The following is a 21,309-nucleotide window of genomic DNA, read 5'->3' on the forward strand; positions in this document are numbered from 1 at the left end:
AAAACTCAGCTGCATTTTTCAGCGCCACATTCTCAGCAACCAAAGCCCTCAAATGCTCCTGCAACTCCACACCCTGCGGACAGTTCGTCACTTCACGCGCTTTCTCAATCGTTGAGTGTGCTGCTGTACGCTCACCGCATGCAGTACGAGCCGCAGCTAGTGCACAATCCAGTTGAGTGCATAACTTGGTAACAATGTCCGCATCAGGTAGTGACATTGTCTTCACTGCTGCTCTCGCAAGCCTAATCAGCAATTCGTTATTAGTGCTCATACTTACCCCCACTTACCCGCTTAAGTTATTGATTAGTTTGATAACTAAAAGGATCGTCGTTTCAGAACTCTTCGACCTTCCAGCCACCCCCCGCTTTCTTCGTCTTCGGTGTCACCGCGATGATGCGGAACGGATACTGGTCTGCGGCAACCTTGGTTTTCACCCTGGCGTCGTCGGTCCAGAATCCTTTGCATTCGTGCAACTCCATCTCACCGCTGGCGAGCATCACTGCGAAATCCGGCGTGTAGAACGTGTTATCAGCCAGACGTAACTTGATGCCTTCAAACCGGTACCAGGCCACCTCTCCGGCGCGCTTGCGCAGCTCAAGTAGCTGGCAGTACGCCGATTCGGTCTTGTTCATCTGCCCGGTTTTGAGTCTGCCAAGTGCCTGTATCTGCTTTCTCATGGCTTACCCTTTAGGTAATTTAAATCCACTTACGGATTAATATCAATAGATATGCGCATTATTTTTTACCTTATAGGTAATAACTGTGGCGTAAAAAAATGCGCCACTGCGCCCTGCTGCCAGCTATCCCCTGAATCCAGGTGGTATGGAGGTATCAGGTTCAGACATTGCGTTCACGTCCCTGCGCTGTTGTGGCACCGGCTTAGCCCGTGATGCCTGCACGCTGCGCGCCAGCTTCTGCAACCACTGGTCATGATGGAAAGCCTTGCCCTCCGCTTTCCAGTACGTAATGAACTCTGCCAGTTCGAAATCGGTGGCCGGCGCCTGCAATGCGATACCCCACAGGGAAGCTCGCCTAACTAGGTCATCATCAGGTCGCCAGTCTTCACGCATCTGGAATTTACCAAACTCACCCATTCCGCCAGGTGGCGCGTATCCATCCATGACCACGTTGTTAGCTGCCGGGTCAGGTTCGCCAACCTCAGAGTTATCCACAGGCTCGTTTTCGCCGTCGCCTGTGTGTGGGGTTTTATCTTTTAGATCTTCTCTTCTCTTCTCTTCTCTGGTCCGCTTTTTGTCCGCTTCTGGTGCGGACGTTTTGACGACATTTCTCTTGGATCTTTTCCTGTCAGCGTCCTGTGCGCGACGCTTGGCAGACTGCCCGTTATGGGCTTCAAAGCGCGGAATTACTAGGCTTTCTCCATTTTCTTCAAGCCATCCGACAGCCATCATCGCCCTGGCGAAGCCGGGGAATCCGATCAGGTCATCGAGCGTCTCCGCACTGTATCCGTCAAGGAAACCGTCAACAGAATGGACATCAAAAAGACACCATGCGGAATGTAGTCCGCCAACTATCCGCAATCTGTCCGCTTTCAATGCGGACGCCATGCGGACAACTTTCGGGTGCGTGTGCAGGTCGGCACGCATTTTTATCCAGTCACCGGCCATAGTTGACCCCCATGTAAGCGCGAATGAACTCTGCCGCCGCCTGTGCGTTTATAGCGTTACCGTAACCCTTAAGTCTGCCTGTGCGGTTGCGGCCTGCCATTGCTCGTAATGAGGACTTGCCGTGTCCCAGGCTTTTGGCAAACCTTGCAACCAGCGGGAATGTGCCGGGTTCAACTGGACGCCATTGCCCATCTCGACAAAAGAGCCAGTCCGCATCTCGCCAAAAACCGTTAACCTCAAGGGGCCTGCCGTGTAAGCCTGTCTCGGCAACTGATCCAGTCGCTCCTTCCCATCCCGTTGCGCCGTCATTCCAGAAGTGTCTTTCCAGTCGCGAGTTGTTGGCGTCACCCACCCCGCAAGCAGAACCGAGCCCGGTAGCTTCAGGCAAACCTTCGGTGTTCCGTCTGAATTCTTCCCGTTGTAGCAATGAGTCGATCCGGTTGAGTCGTTCGCAACAGGCGTCTGCCACCCCGTCAAACGGGCTGCTCCGGAGACATGTTGCAGACCCCGTTTCGTCTCCGGCTGCGGATTCGTATTTGCTACTGGCGTTGGCCACCCAGTAGGCCCGCTCTCTGATGTGCGGCGCACCGACGCCCGCTGACGTAAACGGCACAAGCCCGAAGGCGTAGCCCATTCCTTCCAGGTCTGCTTGTACAAGGTCGAACCATGCGTTTGCGTTTCCTGCTGCAACCTGTTCGCCAAAGACATGCTGAGGTCTGCGCTCGCTGATGAGGTGGAAGAAGGCTGGCCATAAGTGCCGCTCGTCATCAAACCCATCTCCTTTGCCTGCCGCGCTGAAAGGTTGGCACGGACATGACCCTGTCCAGACGGGTTTATCGTCTGGCCATCCTGCGATGCGCAGGGAATGAGACCAGACGCCGATACCGGCGAAGAAATGGCACTGCGTAAACCCTCGCAGGTCGTCAGGTGTGACATCTTCAATACTCCTTTCATCAACTTCACCAGGCGCAATGTGACCGCCGGCGATCAGGTTACGCAGCCACTGCGCTGCAAATGGGTCGATTTCGTTGTAGTAGGCTGCCGAAATCATGTTGCCTCCCGCGCTTCTCTCAATGCTTTGGCAAATACACTCCTGTGGCGGCCAGTGCTTTCGAACGCGCACTGCACGCATGTACCGTTAAGCACATATCGTTCTGACAGGTGACCGTTTCGGCATGGCTTGCCAGTGTAAAACCGGTTAAGCCCGGCCTTAGCTGCCTCCAGTCTGGTGACTATCTTCACAGTGGATGACCTCTATTGTGTTATTGATATCGGTAATTTTGTGCTGTGCAGGAAAAAAGATCAACCACAAATGGATTATTATTACCTTTGAGGTGTGAATAGATATGAAAAGGCCGCCAGACGGCGGCTTTTGGAGGATTTACAGCAGGGGAATCAGTAGAAAAAGACAGCGAATTCTGGTTTAGTTCTTACCCATCCGAGGTTTTTTGCAGCAAGGAAAAGCCCATTCATCAGTCGCTTACCCGGCGTTTTCCGCTTCCCTGTTAAGTGCGTATGGATATAGTGACTTGTCGTTCCGGCCGCTTCTGCAAAGGCGTCGCGCTCATCCGGCGTGAGTGCAAGCCAGCACTTCTTAAAATCAAACGGAGTGTTCTCGCTCATAACTATTGCCTGATATTCATTTCAGATAATCAATATTCACCCAAAAGGTAATAAAAATCAAGGATTGTTACCCTAGAGGTTCATTTACCTGTAGGGTAAAATCTCTTTTAATTGAATCACTAAACTGATTCACAAAAGAGAAAAAATACCAGCCAATGAAAAGCATCCATGATATTCGCCGCGACAACCTGAAAGACCTAATCGACCGTGAGTTCAACGGCGTACAGTCTCGCCTGGCGGAACGCATGGAGATTGAGCCTAACCTGGTAAGCCGCTGGTCAAATAACAAGAAGAAGATAGGCGATACAGTAGCGCGTAAGATTGAGAAGGCCGGGAACAAGCCTACCAACTGGCTCGATGTTGATCACTACTTCGCTATGCAGGACGACGTTGCCCAGATGGACGCCGGGCAGATTGGTGAAGTCGCAGCTCATAATCTTAAAGCCTGGATGGGCAGCAACCGTGAGCTGTCATCACAGCAGAAGCTGGCGGAAGCTTCCGGCATCAGCCAGGCCTCTATCAATCGCATGCTGCGTAATGAGGTAAGCATCACTATCGCAAACCTCGACGCGATAGCGGCAGCATTCGGGCGCCGTGGATACGAATTACTGATCCCGCCGAACGACCCGGCCACTATCAACTATGACCGCTCTCGCTATGCATTGTTACCTGAAGCGGAAAAAGACAACATCAAAAACTTCATCGATTTTGTCATGGTAAAAAACGACAAGCAGCAGCCATAAAACCCTTCATTATCAGCACATAAGCCGCCATAGAGCGGCTTTTTTTATGCCTTAAATATTACCTTTCGGGTAATTTTTTATGCTCATATCTATTGACACCAAATCACTTACGGATAATTATTACCCCAACGGTAACACGAAGAGGTAACAGTTATGCAGTGGCAGATTATTAACGGATGGTACTGCGTTACAGCCTGCGGGCTCATGAGCTGGAAATTCCGCACGCTGAAAGAAGGAATGCAGTGGGCATTCGTGAATAAGGTTTCTAACGAAGTTGCAAACGAAATGTGGGGGAACGGGAAATGACAGAATTAGCAATTATCGAAATCGGGCCGGATCTGGCACTAGGTATTTATGTCGAAAACGGGCTGGAAAAGTTTCTCGAGCAGATCCGCGAAGGCGTTAAAGAAGTTCCTGACCTGACAACTGCCAAAGGACGTGCCCGCGTTGCTTCACTGGCAGCGCAGGTTTCACGCAGTAAAACAGCGGTTGAGAAGCCTGGCCGTGACTACCTGAAGCGCCTGAAAGAGCAGCCAAAGGTGGTGGAAGCAGAGTTACGTCGTTTCGTAACCGAGTGCGACAACCTGCGCGACGAAGTACGCCGCCCGCTTACTGAATGGGAAGACGCCGAAAAGGAGCGCACCGAAGCACTGCAACAGCGTCTTGTGTATTTGCGCTCGCTGGCTGAAGTGATCGACGCTGCTGGAAATTATCTGCCATCCACTGATATTCAGGATCGCATTCAGGAGGCTAAATCTGTGGTTCTGGATGACAGCTGGCAAGAGCGAGCAGCAGAGGCTGGTGTTGCTAAAGACTCAACAATTCAGCAACTCGAAGCCTCTCTTGCGGTGGCGAAAAAGCGTGAGCACGAAGCTGCTGAACTTGAACGCTTACGTAAAGAAGCTGAAGAAAAAGCACGCGTTGAGCGTGAAGATGCTATCCGCCGGGAAGCTGCGGAGCAGGCCAAGCGTGATGCAGAAGCAAAAGCACAAGCTGAAATCGATGCATCTGCGCGCCGCGAAGCTGAAGCCAAAGCAGCAGTTGAACGTGCAGAGCGCGAAAAAATTGAAGCCCAGCAGAAGTCAGAGCGTGAAGCAAAGGTTGCCGCTGAAAAAGCGGAACAGGAAAAGAAAGACGCTATCGAAGCAGAGCGCCGCACACATGCTGAAGCGGAAGAAAAACGCCAGGCCGAAGCTAAACGCATTGCTGACGAAGAATCTCGACGTGCGGCTGACAAAGAGCATCGCCGCACTATCAATCGTCAGGCTATCGCAGACCTGATTGAAAGCGGGCTTTCTCAGGAAATGGCAGAAAAAGCGCTGATTGCCATCGCCAGCGGAAAGATATCTGCAATATCCATCAAATATTGAGGTGGTCATGAATATTCGTCAATTCAACAACCTGAAAAAAATCGTCGCGCTCTTTGAGTCAGATTATCAGTTGTCATCTGACCTGTATGACCGTCACGTTGAGCTAATCGACGCAACAAGCGGATCTGAACTTGATGATTCATTCGACCGCTCCCTGCTGCGTGCCGGTGTTCGCCCTGAAATCCTGGAAGCGGCGCGTGAAAGCTGCGAGTTCGAAGAATTGATGTCGTCATTAAAGCGTGAGTTGACCGGAATTATCGCTCGCCTAGATCTGGCAGACAAAATCGACAGCACGAGGGCAGCGGCATGAAACAAGGCATCTATTTCGACATCAGCAACGAGGACTACCACGCCGGGGACGGCGTGAGTAAATCGCAACTGGATATGGTGGCAATGAGCCCGGCACTGTTGCAGTGGCAGAAGTCAGCACCTGTCGATACCGAAAAGTTGAAGGCGCTGGACATGGGTACAGCACTGCACTGTCTGCTTCTTGAGCCGGAAGAATTCGACAAACGTTTCATCGTGGCGCCGCAGTTCAACCGCCGCACTACCGCCGGAAAAGAGGATGAGGCCGCTTTCCTTCGTGATGTTGACGGTATGGGAATGACGGTAATGGATGCAGAGCAGGGACGCAAACTGCAACTGATGCGTGATAGCGCGATGGCACACCCTGCGGCGCGCTGGCTGCTTGAAGCTGAGGGATTCTGCGAGGCATCGCATTACTGGACGGATCCGGAGACTGGCGAGTTGTGCCGCATTCGCCCGGACAAACGCCTGAAGAATCACCCGGTAATTCTGGACGTGAAAAAGGTAGCTGATATGGAGCGATTCGCTCGCCACATCGAGGAGTTCCGTTATCACGTTCAGGACGCGATGTACCGAGAAGGGGCACAGCATACAACCGGTGAACCGCACGGATTCTTCTTCCTGGCAGTGAGCGAAACCATCGACTGCGGTCGTTACCCGGTACGCGTGTTCGAACTCGACTCTCAGGATGTTGACGCCGGGCACGCACTTTACCGCCGGGATCTGAATACCTATCACCAGTGCCGTGAATCAGGCGACTGGGGTGGATTTGAAATTATTAAACGCCCTGAGTGGGCACGCAAACAGGATATGTACGTATGAGCAATGAAATCGCAAACATGAACGCGCCAGTAGATACCGCTATCGCTGGCACCGCGGCAACCATTTTTAGCCCTGAAGGGTTGAACCAGTTGATGAAGTTTGCCGAGGTCATGTCTCAAAGCCGTGTAACCGTCCCGGCTCACCTCGCCGGAAAGCCAGCTGATTGCATGGCGGTAGCGATGCAGGCTGCGCAGTGGGGCATGAACCCTTTCGCCGTCGCGCAGAAAACTCATGTTGTCAGCGGCACTCTTGGTTATGAGGCTCAACTGGTAAACGCGGTCATCACCACGATGTCACCAACGAAAGATCGCATTAACTACGAGTGGTTTGGACCATGGGAAAACGTGATCGGCAAGTTTGTAGAGAAAACATCCCAGAAGGGAAATTCCTACATTGCGCCAGCATGGACATTGAAAGATGAAGCAGGTTGCGGTGTCCGCGTATGGGCGACCATGAAGGGAGAAGAACACCCTCGAGTGCTTGAGTTAATGCTGTCTCAGGCACAGGTAAGAAACTCCACTCTTTGGGCTAGCGATCCTAAACAACAACTTGCATACCTGGCAACCAAGCGCTGGTCACGCCTGCACTGCCCTGACGTAATAATGGGCGTCTACACCCCAGACGAATTGCAGGAGGCGGCGCCGCGCGTTGAACGCGATATCACCCCGACGCCAGCAACAGCCTCAGGCATGAACAAGCTGATCAACGCGAAGCCTGAGCAGCACCAAGAAGAGAAACTAAAGAGCAGTGATGACCGCGATCCAGATGAAATCCTGTGCGCTTTCACTGATGCAGCGATGAACTACAACACGCTAAAGGATCTGGATAAGGCATACAAATACGTCGCCAGTAAGCTCGCTAATGATGATGACCGCCTGGCTAAAGCCACTGACGTTTACACCATCCGCCGCGATGAGCTGAACGAAGTCCCTATGTAATCACCACCGTGGCGCTGCGGCGCCACACCTTCAATCAAGAGAGGTATTTATGAAAGGTGCATTAGGTAAGAAGGAGCTCCTGGCGGTGGTGCCACTGTCATGGAGCACTATCGACAGACTGGAGCGAGATGGTGAATTTCCGAAGCGCTGGTACATCACCGATAAGCGCTGCGCCTGGACTCAGGAAGAAGTTGAAGCCTGGCTCGATAAGCGCAAAGCAGAAAGCCCGGCAGAGTATGGCGGAAAAAAGCCACCGGTTGATCAGAGAATTTATCGACCGGTCAGCAGTGCAGCATGAAAGCGTTAAGCAGGCACTGGAATAAGTGGTCAGGATGGTACTGGTTCCTGACCTCTATCGCCGCCTGGCTTTGGCTGCTGGCGGTTATATTTCGAGAGGGCTGGATACGATGAAAAAAATGACAAAACTCCAGAAATACCACGCTGACTACGTTTCAATGAAGCGCGTGGAGAAGGTTCTTGCTGTGACGCCTGAGGCAGTAGAGATCGAAAAACGGGCTATTGAGCGAGAGAAAAGTGGTCATTATCGGATAGCTTACCGCCTTTGGCTGGAATGCATGGATGCTGCCAGCGGTGAAGTTGAACGTGCGCGAATCGCTGCGCGCCGGGATCAATGCATCACGAAAGGTAACGGCCTTCGTCGGGGCGATTACAGCGGAATCTGTTGTCGTGGGGTGGTGTATGACTGATTTCACCGGAAGTAATACGCCTGCAGATAAGCGCGATTTATGGCGTACGCCACCGGCGATATTTTCCGCGCTTGATGCTGAGTTCTGCTTCCAACTGGATGCCGCCGCAGCGCCGCATAATGCACTTTGCCGCAGGTTTATAACCGAAGAGCAGAATACACTGGTAACGCCGTGGGCTGATTACATGTCCATCCCTGGCCACGTCTGGATAAACCCGCCGTACAGTGACATTATGCCTTTCGTGAAGAAAGCTGCCGCCGAAAGCAAAAACCAGATTGGCACTGTTATGCTGGTACCGTCCGATACATCTGTAGGCTGGTTCAAGGAGGCAATCCAGACCGCCAGTGAGGTTCGCTTCATCACCGCCGGACGGCTGGCATTTATTAACCCGGTTACCGGAAAGCCAGTAAGCGGAAACAATAAGGGTTCAATGCTGCTCATCTGGAGGCCGTACCCACGCACACAATGCGATTTCACTACCGTTGAGCGTGATGCTCTAATTGAGTTTGGTATTGCAAGATTAGCGAGCCGAGAGGCGGCTTAATCATTTCCTTCCAGCCACTTTTCAAATTTCGATGGGGAGAACGGCACCAGATCGGTGTGCTCCCCGTTAATCCATGCATCAACCATATCAGCCCACTGTTGCAACATGTACGCGCGCTGCCTGGCATACTCCGCTTTGTTATATACCGCACGGACGCCCTTCTGCTCATGCGCCAGCGCCTTTTCAATCCAGTCTGATGGGTATCCTGCTTCATGCAGCAGCGTACTGGCCGTGCGGCGAAGATCATGCACGGTGAAGTCCTGTATCTTCTCGCCATCTTTGTTTATGTCTTCCACGGTACGGTCTATAAGTGAATTCAGCGCGGCGTTCGATAGCGGCTTGCGGAAGTTGTAGCGGCCTGGAACAATGTATTCACTTCCACCAGCGCACATCTGCAAACCCACCAGCAGGTCCTGCGCCTGTTTTGGCAAATAGATAACATGTGACCGGCTTCCTTTCATCCTGTCTGACGGTATCGTCCACGTCCATTTCTTAAAATCAATCTCCGGCCATGTGGCCTGGATGAATTCGTTCTTACGGACCAGCGTCAGCAGCACCAACTTGAGCGCCATCTTCATCGTACCCATTGCGCCGATGTCTTCCAGCGCACGGAAGAAAATGCAGATCTCATCAGGAGAGAGCGTCCTCTCGCGGGGCTTAAACATGGCAATGGATGATGGTTTGATGTCTGCTGCGGGATTAAACAGGCCATGGCCACGATCGTTTGCATGCCGGTATACACTGCTGATTATCTCCCTGGCCTGAACCGCAGTCGCCCGCCCGCCACGCTCAACGATACGGTCGCACAGGTCACGCACCATGGACGTTGTGATTTCCGACATAACCTTGTTGCCGAGTACCGGCATAATATCGCGATCAATTACGGCCTGTTTCATATCTCTGGTACTGTCCGCCAGCACTACGTGCTTCATATAACTGTCGGTATGTACCGCGAATGTCTCAGCCCCCTGTATCTTCCTGATACCGTCACGTTTCGCCGCAGCAGGCGACTGGCCTGCTTTCAGCAGCTTTTTGGCGGCAATGAGTTCTTCGCGCGCTTCTGCCAGGCTGATACCGTCACGCCCATACTGTCCGATCACCAGCGTTTCCCGGCGGCCATTAATGCGATAGTCGTACCGGAACGAGACAGAACCTGACGTGAGGACGGCAACATAGAGCCCGTCACGGTCAGTAACTTTGTAGAGTTTGTCTTGTGGCTTGAGGTTTTTTAGTTTGGTATCGGTAAGCACTTTTCACCCGTATAGCATCCATGATTATGACGGTATGAGAGTATACCTTAAGGGTAATACCGTCACCTGTACCGACGAAAAAAGTGAGGTAGCGTGAATAGATATGAATACATAAAAACAAAAACCCTCTGTAAAAACAGAGGGTTGATGATGTATTTGAATAGGTATGATTAGCTATGAGCTAGCTGTTAATCATTCCCACTCAATCGTTGCTGGCGGTTTACCGCTGATGTCATACACCACGCGGGAAATGCCGTTCACTTCGTTGATGATGCGGTTGGACACACGGCCCAGGAAGTCGTACGGCAGGTGTGCCCAGTGTGCGGTCATAAAGTCGATGGTTTCGACAGCACGCAGGGAAACAACCCAATCGTACTTACGGCCATCGCCCATTACGCCAACGGAACGTACCGGCAGGAACACGGTGAACGCCTGGCTCACTTTGTTGTACAGATCCGCTTTATGCAGTTCTTCGATGAAGATAGCATCCGCACGACGCAGCAGGTCGCAGTACTCTTTCTTCACTTCGCCCAGTACGCGAACGCCGAGGCCTGGGCCCGGGAACGGGTGACGGTAGAGCATGTCGTACGGCAGGCCAAGTTCCAGGCCAATTTTACGCACTTCATCTTTAAACAGTTCACGCAGCGGTTCAACCAGGCCCATCTTCATCTCTTTCGGCAGGCCGCCCACGTTGTGGTGAGATTTGATGACGTGCGCTTTACCGGTGGCGGAAGCCGCAGATTCGATAACGTCCGGATAGATAGTGCCCTGTGCCAGCCATTTCACATCTTCCAGTTTCAACGCTTCTTCGTCGAACACTTCAACAAACACGCGACCGATGATTTTACGTTTCGCTTCCGGGTCATTCTCACCCGCCAGCGCATCGAGGAAGCGTTTTTCACCTTCCACGTGAATAATGTTCAGACCGAAGTGATCGCCAAACATATCCATCACCTGCTGAGCTTCATTCAGACGCAGCAGGCCGTTATCCACGAAGACACAGGTCAGGTTTTTGCCGATAGCGCGGTGCAGCAGCATCGCGGTTACAGACGAGTCCACGCCGCCGGAGAGGCCAAGGATCACTTTGTCATCGCCAACCTGTTCGCGAATACGGGCTACAGCGTCGTCGATAATTTTTGCAGGAGTCCACAGGGCTTCGCACTGGCAGATATCCAGAACAAAACGCTCCAGCATGCGCATACCCTGACGGGTGTGGGTCACTTCCGGATGGAACTGCACGCCGTAGAAGCGTTTTTCTTCGTTCGCCATAATCGCGAACGGGCAGGTCTCAGTGCTGGCAACGGTAACGAAGTCAGCCGGGATCGCGGTGACTTTGTCGCCGTGGCTCATCCAGACGTCCAGCAGCGGTTTGCCTTCCGGCGTCAGGGAGTCTTCGATACCGCGAACCAGCGCGCTGTCGGTCAGGACTTCAACCTGTGCATAGCCGAATTCACGCTCAGAGGAGCCTTCCACGTGACCGCCAAGTTGCATGGCCATGGTTTGCATGCCATAGCACACGCCAAATACCGGGACGCCAGCTTCGAAGACATATTGCGGCGCGCGCGGGCTGTTTTCTTCAGTGGTGCTTTCCGGGCCACCGGAAAGGATGATGCCGCTTGGATTAAACTCACGGATTTGTGCTTCAGTAACATCCCACGCCCACAGTTCACAGTAGACGCCCAGCTCACGTACGCGACGTGCAACCAGTTGGGTGTACTGCGATCCGAAATCGAGAATAAGAATGCGATGCTTATGAATATTGTCTGTCATTTGACGATTGTTCCGAGGCAAGTGAAACAGGGTAAATAAATCGCCCGACGCGGAGTCGGGCGAAGAAAATCAGGAACCCAGACGGTAGTTCGGGGATTCTTTGGTGATGGTCACGTCGTGAACGTGGCTTTCCTGAATGCCCGCACCGCTGATGCGTACGAATTCAGCTTTAGTACGCAGCAGGTCAATCGTACCACAACCGGTCAGGCCCATACAGGAGCGCAGGCCGCCCATCTGCTGGTGAATGATCTCTTTCAGGCGACCCTTGTAAGCGACGCGGCCTTCGATACCTTCCGGTACCAGTTTGTCGGCTGCGTTATCGCTCTGGAAGTAACGGTCAGAAGACCCTTTAGACATCGCGCCCAGGGAACCCATACCACGGTAAGATTTGTAAGAACGGCCCTGGTAGAGTTCGATTTCACCCGGGGATTCTTCAGTACCCGCCAGCATGGAACCCACCATTACCGCGCTTGCACCAGCGGCGATGGCTTTCGCAATATCGCCTGAGAAACGAATACCGCCGTCGGCGATAACCGGAATGCCCATACCTTCCAGCGCTTCAACTGCGTCGGAAACAGCGGTGATCTGCGGAACACCTACGCCGGTAACGATGCGGGTAGTACAGATGGAGCCAGGACCAATACCTACCTTAACTGCGCTGCAACCGGCTTCCGCCAGCGCGCGAGCGCCTGCGCCCGTTGCGACGTTACCGCCAATAATTTGCAGATCAGGATATTTAGCACGGGTTTCACGAATACGTTGCAGAACGCCTTCGGAGTGGCCATGTGAGGAGTCAATCAGCAGGACGTCAACGCCCGCGGCAACCAGCGCATCAACACGCTCTTCGTTGCCCGCACCCGCGCCTACTGCCGCGCCTACGCGCAGACGGCCATGCTCGTCTTTACAGGCATTCGGTTTACGTTCTGCTTTCTGGAAATCTTTAACGGTGATCATGCCGCGCAGATGGAAGCTGTCGTCAACAACCAGCGCTTTTTCAACGCGTTTTTCGTGCATTTTTGCCAGAACCACTTCGCGGGTTTCGCCTTCACGCACGGTAACCAGACGCTCTTTCGGCGTCATGTATACGCTGACCGGCTGGCTGAGGTCGGTAACGAAACGCACGTCACGACCGGTAATGATACCCACCAGCTCGTAATCTTCGGTGACAACCGGGTAGCCTGCGAAGCCGTTACGCTCAGTCAGTTCTTTCACTTCGCGAAGCGTAGTGGTCGGCAGAACGGTCTGCGGGTCGGTGACAATACCGGACTCATGTTTCTTCACGCGCTTCACTTCTTCAGCCTGGCGCTCGATAGACATGTTTTTGTGGATAAAGCCGATGCCGCCTTCCTGCGCCAGCGCGATAGCCAGGCGAGCTTCAGTCACGGTGTCCATTGCCGCAGAGAGCATAGGAATATTCAGGCGAATAGTTTTCGTCAGTTGGGTGCTGAGGTCAGCAGTATTCGGCAGAACGGTGGAATGAGCGGGAACAAGGAGGACGTCGTCAAACGTCAGAGCTTCTTTAGCGATACGTAGCATGGGCAATATCTCGACCAGAGTGGTTAATAAATATTGCCGTGGCATTATACAGAGCGTAATCGGTTGCATCCACCTTTTTTTGCAAATAATGCTTGCGCTCCCCGGTCAGCACGTTACTATCGATTGAATAACCTGCTGATTTAGAATTTGATCTCGCTCACATGTTACCATCTCAATCCCCCGCAATTTTTACGGTTAGTCGCCTGAATCAGACCGTCCGTTTGCTGCTTGAGCAGGAGATGGGGCAAGTGTGGATCAGCGGCGAAATCTCTAACTTTAGCCAGCCCTCTTCCGGGCACTGGTACTTTACCCTCAAAGACGATACCGCCCAGGTACGCTGCGCGATGTTCCGCAACAGCAATCGCCGGGTGACGTTCCGTCCGCAACACGGGCAGCAGGTGCTGGTGCGTGCCAATATTACGTTGTATGAGCCACGCGGCGACTACCAGATTATCGTCGAAAGCATGCAGCCTGCCGGTGAAGGCTTGCTGCAACAGAAGTACGAACAGCTAAAAGAGAAATTACAGACAGAAGGATTGTTCGATCAGCAATTAAAAAAACCGCTTCCCTCACCTGCGCACTGCGTTGGGGTGATTACGTCAAAAACCGGCGCGGCGCTGCACGATATTCTGCATGTGTTAAAACGACGCGATCCGTCTCTACCAGTGATCATCTATCCCACCGCCGTTCAGGGCGATGATGCGCCGGGGCAAATTGTTCGCGCCATTGAAATGGCGAATCAGCGCAATGAGTGCGACGTGTTAATCGTCGGGCGCGGCGGCGGTTCGCTGGAAGATCTATGGAGTTTTAACGACGAGCGGGTGGCGCGGGCGATTTTTACCAGTGCCATTCCGGTGGTCAGCGCCGTCGGCCATGAAACAGACGTGACGATTGCCGATTTCGTTGCTGACCTGCGTGCGCCAACACCGTCTGCTGCCGCCGAAATGGTGAGTCGCAATCAACAAGAATTGTTGCGCCAGGTACAATCTGCTCAACAGCGACTGGAGATGGCGATGGATTATTATCTCGCTAATCGCATGCGCCGCTTTACGCAAATTCATCATCGGTTACAGCAGCAGCATCCACAATTAAGGCTGGCGCGACAACAAACCACGCTCGAACGGCTGCAAAAGCGGATGAGCTTTGCGCTGGAAAATCAGCTTAAACGCGTGAACCAACAGCAACAGCGACTGACGCACCGGCTAAACCAGCAAAATCCGCAGCCGCAGATCCATCGCGGGCAACGCCGCATTCAACAACTGGAATATCGCCTGACTGAAACACTTCGTGCCCAACTGAGTATCACACGTGAACGCTTTGGTAATGCGATAACCCACCTTGAAGCGGTAAGCCCACTTTCGACGCTGGCACGCGGCTATAGCGTAACCAGCGCTGCTGATGGTACGGTGCTGAAGCAGGTTAAACAGGTGAAAGCGGGTGATACGCTAACTACCCAACTTGGCGATGGCGTGGTGGTCAGCGAAGTGAGCGCCATAACCAAAACACGTAAGCCGCGCAAGAAAACGGTAAATCCATAGGCCGGTTAAGACGCAGCCGCCATCCAGCAATTTACGCCAGTCAGCGCCGGATGCGACGTAAGCGCCTTATCCGGCTGACCGGTTACTGGAAGCAGGTCACAAATCCTGCGGTGCTGCCAGGGAAAACAGCGCAATCCTGGGCCCCACTGTCTTGGTACACCCCGCATCGCTGAGAAGATAAATAAGGGAAACTCGGCGAAGCCGGCCAGCCCAATGCGCTAAAGTTGGCATGCAGCGTCACCAGATCATCATCATCAGGCGCATTACTCGAACTGCCGCATTGCGCTTTAATATCCCATTTACCTGAATCAACCATGTGCCCCAGCGCCCAGGTTTCGTTATTGACATCCGGCGCAGCTGCCGCTACCGCATTTGAAGGTATTTCCGATTTCAGCAGCGGGCGATGCAGCGTCTTGCCGTTCACCGATGTTGTATCTGCCATATGCCCCCAGAAATAGGCCGATGCGACATTCGGGCTGGTGGGGACGGTGAAAATGGTGTCCAGCGTCGTTGTTATCGTAGCGTAATCATCCAACGTCACCGTCATTGGCGTTTTATAACCCGGCGTCTTATCCTGGCGGATCGTAAAGCTGGCCGTACCGTCTGCGCCGGTAACGCCGCTTATCGCATTCCCGCTGTCGGTCAACGTCGTGGCAGCACCCGATGATGGCTGGATGATAATATCGTCCATCTCCGTCACATCACCATACAGCGTGGCGCCGCTGTTACGCGGTGAGGCATCGCCGCGTTTCAGGGTAAAGGCCACGTTCGGCACCGGTTTCCCGGCGCCGTCTTTGACCGTCACGGTCAACGGCATCGCCTCGCCTTTTTTCACGACCGCCGCCTGATAACCGGCATCAAACGCCGTCGAGGTGAGCGTCACGTTCGATACGGAAACGTGCGGATGCACCAGGCACGCCTGGAAGGCGCGAGATTTATTCGTAGGCAATTGCTCCGTATACAGATCAATTGACTCGCAAGCATTCGTACCGGGCTTCGGAGGACAGGTGGCGTTGGTCCACCACGCATAGCCACCCTGTTTCACCGGCCAGCCAATCGCGTCCACGATGCTGCCATTCGGATAGCGATCGTATAACGATTCAAGTTCATCCAGCGACGGATGGCGCGCATCTTCACACGGGTCAACATCGGGGTTACTTCTTTGTCCTATCGAATAGAGCGCAGGCCAGTCTTCATTATTATATTTCACCGCATTGACATTCATACCTCCGCCAGTGGTTGCGCCTAATTCAGCCCACAGTTTTGGCCGCTCAAACTCTGTACCGTCTGCGCTGCTCACCGTTTCCGGCATATGGCCCCACATGTTTGCCTTGGGAGTATCCGGGCTGGTGATAACGCTGAAAATCACGTCAACCGCGGCGGTTGGTCTTGCACTGCCGCCCATTGCCGTTGCGCTTATCGGCGTTTTCAACCCGTTCGAGTTGTCCTGGCGGAGATTCAGTGTTGCCTGCCCCTGTGCATCGGTCTGAATAAACACATAATTATCATTACTCTGCCCGTCCATCGTGGCATTCTGTATGGATTGCGCCGGGGTGAAGGTATCCAATACGAGGTCATCGGTGTTGGCGCCACTGGAGGCTTCCGCCCCCTGGCGGTTTTTACTGACGCCGCGCAAAATTCCCACCGACTCATACGCTGCAGGCGAACCGTCGGTGAGCGTGACCTTGACCGTCAGTGGAAGCGGCGCGCCTTTATGCGCCTTCCCGACAGACTCCGCACTGTCCCAGTTTTCCGGGGCAACGGTCAGGGTAATATTACCCACCGATTCCGCGTTTTTCAGGCAGGTCTGAGAATACGTCTCAGCGGAGGTGTAGGCCATCAGCCCAACGCTCCCTGCCCTGAGATCGATATAGTTATAGGAAGGATTGAGCGAGCCTGTACTTGAGGAGACCGTCCGCGACCAATAGAACGGTTTCGACCACGCGGATTTGTCCAGCGGCCAGCCCTGTTCAGACTCTATCGTTCCGGAGGGATATGCCTCATACAACGATTGCAAATCATTGATAGCAGGCAGTTTATCTTTACATCCGCTCTGTGCGCCGCTTAGCGCATCGCTGATGGTGAGCCGCTGCCAGCTCTCATTATTAATATCTAAGGAAACGGAAGACCCGGCTTCTATTTTCAGTTGCGGACGTTCAAACACCTTACCGTTTTTCGCCGTTAAGGTTTCCGGCATATGCCCCCAGAAGTTCGCTTTTGGCGTATCCGGGCTGGTCACGGTGGTGAAAATCGCACTCAGGGTGTTCGACGTTGTTCCACTGCCATCATCGATTTCCGCCGTCAGCGGGATGCGCGTTCCCTGACCTTGATACTGCTGCCAGAAAGTCAGGGTGAGCGTGCCGTCGCCGTCGGTCATGCTGTAAAATTTCTCACCGTTGTCGAGATAGATGCTGGGGTTGTTGTAACTGTCGTGGATGTAAATCAGCGATCCCTGATTGGTGATCTTACTGTAATTGGTCGCATTCGCTATGCGGGGTTCCGTGGCGGCATGATTCAGGGTAATCGGCACATAACCTTTAGGATTTCCCTGGGCATCGCGCGTTGTCACCGTCATGGTGATAAAATCGCCCGTCTTTGTGTAGTTGGTTCTGACTTTTACCGCATCAAAATTATCATATTTCGCCGTCTGGGCTGAACTCAGTTCGATGGCGCTCGCCTTTAAATTGGCCGTCGTCTGGCAGGTCAGATAGCCCATATCGGCTGCCGCCAGGCTACTGCTGGTGCCGTCGCTCAGCTTCACGTTTTTATATTTACGATCGCTGTTACTCTTTTCATCCGGCGTGCTGGAATCGTAATTTTTCTGGATCGGCCAGCCGTCAACCGCATGCCCATGCCAGCCGCTGGCGAGAGTCTCCAGCGCGGTCTGGGTGGGAATATAGTCAACGCCACAGCCGTTATTATTGGTCTTTCCCGCCTGCGCTTCGGTAAACATTGCCCAGGCTTCGTTATCCTCCTCGGGCGATTTCCGTTTTGCCGCAGGGTTGCCGGTTAACTCGGCGAACAGCAGCGGGCGTTTGAAGGTTAGCCCTCCGGCCTCCAGCGTTTCCGGCATATGGCCCCACATTTTGGCTTTATCCGTATCCGGGCTGGTGGGTACGGTGAAAATGGTGTCCATGCTGGCTTTTTTGGTCGGGTCGGAATACAACGCAGCGGTCAGCGCCGTTTTGGTGCCGTGGGTATCCGGGCGGGTAATGGTGAGAATTTTGCTGCCGTCGCTGCCGGTCATTCCTGCATACGCGGTGGCGACATCGTTCAGCGTTATCTCATCAGGCTGACCGCCATCAATAACCACCGGCGCGACAATGCCATCGCCGCTGCCCGCTACATGGCGCTCGCCTGAACGGGTATAACCGTCGCCGCGATTAAGGGTAAACGGCATGTCCGGCATCGGGTTGCCCGCCGAATCTTTTACCGTGACCTTCACCTGTAGCGATTCGCCCTTTTTCAGCTTCGCGGCGCTCAGCGAGCTATTCCACTGCGCCTGATCTACCACTTCCAGGGTGATGCTGTTCGCCGCCGGGTTCGCGGCAGTCAAACAGCTCATATAAATGGGCTGCTCGTTGTTATTCACCAGCGAGCCGTTATTTAGCCAGGCAGCGTAGAGATGCGGCACTTTATCGGCAGGCGTGCTGCTCCAGTACTCTTCGCGCTGGGTCGGCCAGCCGTGAACGGTCTGAATGGCGTTGTTGCTGTTGGCATCGTACAAGGCGTCCAACTGCGTTCTGCGCGGCACTTTATTCGCCTCGCAGCCGCCAGCGGAGGTATTTTCAACATCCGTTTGTGCAACGCGCACCCAGGTTTCGTTATTTTCAGTGAGCGAAGTACGCCCGCCGCTAACTTCCGAAAATAATTTCGGGCGAGTAAAGGTCATGGAATCAACGGTGATGGTGTCATCCATATGTCCCCACATTTGCGCGCCCTGTGGACCGGGTACGTTAGGACTGGTAGCAACGGTGAAGATTACAGAGTAATTAACGGTATTGGGGATCTCTGAATTAGCGGGTGTGATGATAAGCGGCGTCCTTAAACCCACGCCCTGCGGCTGTTCTATTACGACGGTAGCATTACCCTGAACATCCGTGGTACCAGAATAGACCATCGATGGCTGCGAAGTGCCGTAAAACGTCCCATTCATCTCCAGATCGCCGTTAGTGGGATCGTCGAACCCATCCGCCCGCCCCCGCTGATTCAGGCCAATATCCTTGGTTATCGTGAACGCCGCATTCGCCACCGGCGCACTATTGAGCGCGTTGAGAGTATGCACCGTCATGGTGATTTTCTCGCCCACCTTAGCCTGCGCTTTGCTGCCGACGGTAACATCGTGGTCGGTTGTCACCTCAATGTGCGTCACCATTTCATTACCGGAGCAGCTAAGGTAGTTTTGCTTAAAGCCCGTATAGCTGTCGATATCGCCGCTGCCGAGGTTAACAGAGGAATGGGAGGCCTGTTCCGCCGCCGTCAGATATGCCTGTTTCGCCGTCGGCCAACCATAATCGGTACCAATGGCGTTACCGGGATAGGCCGCATACAGACTTTCCAGCGAACTCTGGCGCGGGATATGGCCGACGCCGCATTCCGCCTGCATACTGGTGTCCTGGTCAAACAGCGCCCAGTCTTCGTTGTTTTCGCGCATCGAACCCAGTTCATGGGAGGCTTCATCCGCCAGCAGTGGACGTTTAAAAATGCTGCCCGCCGCAATAAGGCCGCGCATATGCCCCCACATCCGGGCCTGGGAAACGTCCGGGCTTGTGATCACGGTGAAAATCACGTCTTTGGCATCTTCAGCGCTAAAGTCGCTGCGCATTTTCGCCGTGATATGGGTTTTCACCCCTGCGCCACCAGGCTGGGTCAGGATCAGCGTCGCCAGGCCGTTAGCATCGGTAATGCCTTGATAAGTGTGGTCATCAACCTTCTGCAGATTTTCATTTTCTGCAATCTGTACCGGATGGGCTTCCCATGCGGTATCGGTTTCACCTTTACGGTTGACGCCGTCGTCCAGATGCAGCGAGAAGTAGTAATACGCCAGCGGCTGGTTGTTATTTTTCTTGTCGGTGATGGTCAGACGCATGGTGGTCTGCTCGCCGACCTGTACTTTTACCGCCTGTAACGTGTCATCGTAATTTGCTGGCGTCAACACCAGTTCCGGCTCGACGTCGGGCGCTTCTTTATCTACGCAGCTCACGATGAACTTTGTACTGTCCGGCTTTTGCGCTTCACTACGGTTAGAGACGTCTGCCGCGTGGTGCTGCCCGGCGCTCCCCGCCAGCGACGACCAGTAGTAGTCCTTCTGCATCGGCCAGCCCGCAACTTCCTGAATTGAGGTCGGAACCACCGTTGCCAGCGCGCCGAACTGGCGCATCCCCGGCAGAATATCGCAGTGCTGATCCGCCCCACTCCAGATAAAGGTTGACCAGGTTTCGTTGTGGTCGTCAACCGTACCGTCTTCATTGCTCACCTCCGCCGCCAGTTTCGGGCGGGTGAAGGTGTATTGCTGGGCCTGAATGGTATCCGCCATATGGCCCCACATGTTCGCCTGCGGCACGTCGGGGCTGGTGAGTACGGTAAAAATCACCGCCGTTTCGCTGGTTTGGCTAATACCCGCCAGGCTGACAACGAGCGGCGTTTTCACGCCCGGCCCCGCTGGCTGCGTCACCGCGACCGTGGCGGTACCGTTGGCATCCGTCGTGCCGCGATACTCCGTCGCCGTGGTGGTGAGTTCGGTACTTCCCAGCCTGACCGGGCCAGTGTTATTCACCGCGCCCTGGCGGTTTTGTGCATCTTTACGTTTGATAATAAAGGGGATATTGCCTGCGACATTGCCCTGGCAATCTTTGGTCGTGACCGTTAAGGTAATTGTGCCGCCAACGGTGGTTTTAGCCGCTTTTAACGTGTCGTCATAGCCGTTCGCGCTGACGCTCACCAGGTCGCCCTGTGCAGGCGCAATGTTCAGCGTGATTTTCTGATCGCTCAACGCCACGGTTCCCTGATTCGGCACGCCGGTCATGGTGAATAAATACAGCGCCGGCACGGTTTGCTCCTGGTTAATTTGCGGCCAGGCCACCAGCGAACGCCCAGCCAGGTTCTGCGCACAAAATGAGCGGCTGGCGGCGGGTTGCGGAACGAGCGGAGTCTCCGGTGTAGCGGCATCGGCCCACACCAGTGATACGGCGGGCGGCGTCTGGTTTTCCCAGCGTAGCATTGGCGGAGTGTTAAACAGATCGCCTTCGGTATCCCGCGGGTTCGCCAATATTAATTTTACGGCGGTATCATCAACGCTAAATTCGCCGGGTTTGGCGCCAGATGCAATGTCGTAGGTTTTGGTCGGATCAAGCTGCACGCTACCCTGGTAGACAGGCACGCTGGCGCTATCCGCCAGCGGCGACGTACCATTAATCGCGTCAGTCGATGCATCCAGCGGGATCCATTGCCCAGCTTGCGCAGACGAACACCCCAACGCCAGCGCCAAAAAAACCAGCGCCTTTTTTAGTTTCTGCAACCCGCCCATGCCGTTACCCA

19 protein-coding genes are annotated in these 21,309 nt (G+C 53.9%); 10 read left to right on the forward strand and 9 right to left on the reverse strand.

Annotation, left to right across the window (positions count from 1 at the left end; translation table 11 throughout):
* The 5 genes from ACWWFX_RS20560 to ACWWFX_RS20580 all read right to left on the reverse strand — a co-directional run.
* The coding region (locus ACWWFX_RS20560; RefSeq protein ID WP_473224660.1) for a hypothetical protein at window positions 1-271 on the reverse strand (271 nt) is incomplete at its 3' end.
* Window positions 272-332: 61 nt separating this feature from the next.
* Window positions 333-677: a DUF1064 domain-containing protein gene (locus ACWWFX_RS20565; RefSeq protein WP_414137720.1), complete on the reverse strand. Its 345-nt coding sequence runs from the start codon at window positions 675-677 to the stop codon at window positions 333-335.
* 123 nt (window positions 678-800) lie between these two features.
* Complete coding sequence (locus ACWWFX_RS20570; protein WP_473224661.1) at window positions 801-1,625, reverse strand: DnaT-like ssDNA-binding domain-containing protein; 825 nt, start codon at window positions 1,623-1,625, stop codon at window positions 801-803.
* Window positions 1,615-2,676, reverse strand: a complete 1,062-nt coding sequence (locus ACWWFX_RS20575; protein ID WP_473224662.1) for a DNA cytosine methyltransferase — start codon at window positions 2,674-2,676, stop codon at window positions 1,615-1,617. The genes ACWWFX_RS20570 and ACWWFX_RS20575 overlap by 11 nt, the downstream gene beginning before the upstream one ends.
* Window positions 2,677-3,020: 344 nt before the next feature.
* Entirely contained in the window at window positions 3,021-3,248 is a 228-nt protein-coding gene (locus ACWWFX_RS20580; RefSeq protein ID WP_473224663.1) for a hypothetical protein, read from the reverse strand.
* A 155-nt stretch (window positions 3,249-3,403) separates the two neighbouring features.
* On the opposite strand from ACWWFX_RS20580, the gene ACWWFX_RS20585 reads away from it, so the two are divergent.
* The 9 genes from ACWWFX_RS20585 (at window position 3,404) to ACWWFX_RS20625 (ending at window position 8,678) form a co-directional block, all read left to right on the forward strand.
* Window positions 3,404-3,991, forward strand: a complete 588-nt coding sequence (locus ACWWFX_RS20585; protein ID WP_414137724.1) for a helix-turn-helix domain-containing protein — start codon at window positions 3,404-3,406, stop codon at window positions 3,989-3,991.
* Between the two features lie 153 nt (window positions 3,992-4,144).
* Window positions 4,145-4,297 carry a hypothetical protein gene (locus ACWWFX_RS20590; protein WP_167405884.1) on the forward strand — a complete coding sequence of 51 codons (153 nt, stop codon included), beginning with the start codon at window positions 4,145-4,147 and terminating at the stop codon, window positions 4,295-4,297.
* The gene (locus ACWWFX_RS20595; protein WP_473224664.1) at window positions 4,294-5,361 is read left to right on the forward strand and encodes a hypothetical protein; all 1,068 of its coding nucleotides are present in this window, start codon (window positions 4,294-4,296) and stop codon (window positions 5,359-5,361) included. The genes ACWWFX_RS20590 and ACWWFX_RS20595 overlap by 4 nt, the downstream gene beginning before the upstream one ends.
* 7 nt (window positions 5,362-5,368) lie before the next feature.
* Window positions 5,369-5,671 (forward strand): hypothetical protein, encoded by a 303-nt coding sequence (locus tag ACWWFX_RS20600; RefSeq protein WP_473224665.1) that lies wholly within the window; start codon window positions 5,369-5,371, stop codon window positions 5,669-5,671.
* Window positions 5,668-6,489 carry a PD-(D/E)XK nuclease-like domain-containing protein gene (locus ACWWFX_RS20605; RefSeq protein WP_473224666.1) on the forward strand — a complete coding sequence of 274 codons (822 nt, stop codon included), beginning with the start codon at window positions 5,668-5,670 and terminating at the stop codon, window positions 6,487-6,489. The genes ACWWFX_RS20600 and ACWWFX_RS20605 overlap by 4 nt, the downstream gene beginning before the upstream one ends.
* Complete coding sequence (locus ACWWFX_RS20610) at window positions 6,486-7,427, forward strand: RecT family recombinase (protein ID WP_473224667.1); 942 nt, start codon at window positions 6,486-6,488, stop codon at window positions 7,425-7,427. Before ACWWFX_RS20605 ends, ACWWFX_RS20610 begins: the two co-directional genes overlap by 4 nt.
* Before the next feature lie 49 nt (window positions 7,428-7,476).
* Window positions 7,477-7,725 (forward strand): helix-turn-helix transcriptional regulator, encoded by a 249-nt coding sequence (locus ACWWFX_RS20615; protein ID WP_473224668.1) that lies wholly within the window; start codon window positions 7,477-7,479, stop codon window positions 7,723-7,725.
* 109 nt (window positions 7,726-7,834) lie between these two features.
* Window positions 7,835-8,134 carry a PerC family transcriptional regulator gene (locus tag ACWWFX_RS20620; RefSeq protein ID WP_473224695.1) on the forward strand — a complete coding sequence of 100 codons (300 nt, stop codon included), beginning with the start codon at window positions 7,835-7,837 and terminating at the stop codon, window positions 8,132-8,134.
* The gene (locus ACWWFX_RS20625; RefSeq protein ID WP_473224669.1) at window positions 8,127-8,678 is read left to right on the forward strand and encodes a phage N-6-adenine-methyltransferase; all 552 of its coding nucleotides are present in this window, start codon (window positions 8,127-8,129) and stop codon (window positions 8,676-8,678) included. The genes ACWWFX_RS20620 and ACWWFX_RS20625 overlap by 8 nt, the downstream gene beginning before the upstream one ends.
* Here ACWWFX_RS20625 and ACWWFX_RS20630 read toward each other — a convergent pair.
* The 3 genes from ACWWFX_RS20630 to guaB form a co-directional block, all read right to left on the reverse strand.
* Window positions 8,675-9,928 (reverse strand): tyrosine-type recombinase/integrase, encoded by a 1,254-nt coding sequence (locus ACWWFX_RS20630; RefSeq protein ID WP_473224670.1) that lies wholly within the window; start codon window positions 9,926-9,928, stop codon window positions 8,675-8,677. The two genes, ACWWFX_RS20625 and ACWWFX_RS20630, sit on opposite strands and share 4 nt — an antisense overlap.
* 192 nt (window positions 9,929-10,120) lie before the next feature.
* On the reverse strand, window positions 10,121-11,698 hold the full coding sequence (guaA, locus tag ACWWFX_RS20635) for a glutamine-hydrolyzing GMP synthase (RefSeq protein WP_276219424.1): 1,578 nt from the start codon (window positions 11,696-11,698) through the stop codon (window positions 10,121-10,123).
* Window positions 11,699-11,767: 69 nt separating this feature from the next.
* Window positions 11,768-13,234, reverse strand: coding sequence for an IMP dehydrogenase (guaB, locus tag ACWWFX_RS20640; protein WP_149464784.1), 1,467 nt, complete (start codon window positions 13,232-13,234; stop codon window positions 11,768-11,770).
* 161 nt (window positions 13,235-13,395) lie between these two features.
* Here guaB and xseA point away from each other — a divergent pair, with 161 nt between their 5' ends.
* A complete protein-coding gene (gene xseA, locus ACWWFX_RS20645) occupies window positions 13,396-14,772 on the forward strand; it encodes an exodeoxyribonuclease VII large subunit (protein ID WP_276219422.1) in 1,377 nt (458 codons plus the stop codon).
* Between the two features lie 82 nt (window positions 14,773-14,854).
* Here xseA and ACWWFX_RS20650 read toward each other — a convergent pair whose 3' ends face one another.
* Window positions 14,855-21,298: an adhesion domain-containing protein gene (locus tag ACWWFX_RS20650; RefSeq protein ID WP_473224696.1), complete on the reverse strand. Its 6,444-nt coding sequence runs from the start codon at window positions 21,296-21,298 to the stop codon at window positions 14,855-14,857.
* Window positions 21,299-21,309 lie beyond the last annotated feature (11 nt).

The sequence above is a fragment of the Pseudocitrobacter sp. 2023LY-00077 genome, from assembly GCF_055796175.1.

Coding starts and splice junctions, on each gene's coding strand:
- ACWWFX_RS20585 (WP_414137724.1), top strand. CDS start 3,404: ATGAAAAGCATCCATGATATTCGCCGCGACAACCTGAAAGACCTAATC.
- ACWWFX_RS20595 (WP_473224664.1), top strand. CDS start 4,294: ATGACAGAATTAGCAATTATCGAAATCGGGCCGGATCTGGCACTAGGT.
- ACWWFX_RS20600 (WP_473224665.1), top strand. CDS start 5,369: ATGAATATTCGTCAATTCAACAACCTGAAAAAAATCGTCGCGCTCTTT.
- guaA (WP_276219424.1), bottom strand. CDS start 11,698: ATGACAGACAATATTCATAAGCATCGCATTCTTATTCTCGATTTCGGA.
- guaB (WP_149464784.1), bottom strand. CDS start 13,234: ATGCTACGTATCGCTAAAGAAGCTCTGACGTTTGACGACGTCCTCCTT.
- ACWWFX_RS20580 (WP_473224663.1), bottom strand. CDS start 3,248: ATGAGCGAGAACACTCCGTTTGATTTTAAGAAGTGCTGGCTTGCACTC.
- ACWWFX_RS20605 (WP_473224666.1), top strand. CDS start 5,668: ATGAAACAAGGCATCTATTTCGACATCAGCAACGAGGACTACCACGCC.
- ACWWFX_RS20625 (WP_473224669.1), top strand. CDS start 8,127: ATGACTGATTTCACCGGAAGTAATACGCCTGCAGATAAGCGCGATTTA.
- ACWWFX_RS20650 (WP_473224696.1), bottom strand. CDS start 21,298: ATGGGCGGGTTGCAGAAACTAAAAAAGGCGCTGGTTTTTTTGGCGCTG.
- ACWWFX_RS20570 (WP_473224661.1), bottom strand. CDS start 1,625: ATGGCCGGTGACTGGATAAAAATGCGTGCCGACCTGCACACGCACCCG.
- ACWWFX_RS20615 (WP_473224668.1), top strand. CDS start 7,477: ATGAAAGGTGCATTAGGTAAGAAGGAGCTCCTGGCGGTGGTGCCACTG.
- ACWWFX_RS20590 (WP_167405884.1), top strand. CDS start 4,145: ATGCAGTGGCAGATTATTAACGGATGGTACTGCGTTACAGCCTGCGGG.
- xseA (WP_276219422.1), top strand. CDS start 13,396: ATGTTACCATCTCAATCCCCCGCAATTTTTACGGTTAGTCGCCTGAAT.
- ACWWFX_RS20575 (WP_473224662.1), bottom strand. CDS start 2,676: ATGATTTCGGCAGCCTACTACAACGAAATCGACCCATTTGCAGCGCAG.
- ACWWFX_RS20565 (WP_414137720.1), bottom strand. CDS start 677: ATGAGAAAGCAGATACAGGCACTTGGCAGACTCAAAACCGGGCAGATG.
- ACWWFX_RS20620 (WP_473224695.1), top strand. CDS start 7,835: ATGAAAAAAATGACAAAACTCCAGAAATACCACGCTGACTACGTTTCA.
- ACWWFX_RS20610 (WP_473224667.1), top strand. CDS start 6,486: ATGAGCAATGAAATCGCAAACATGAACGCGCCAGTAGATACCGCTATC.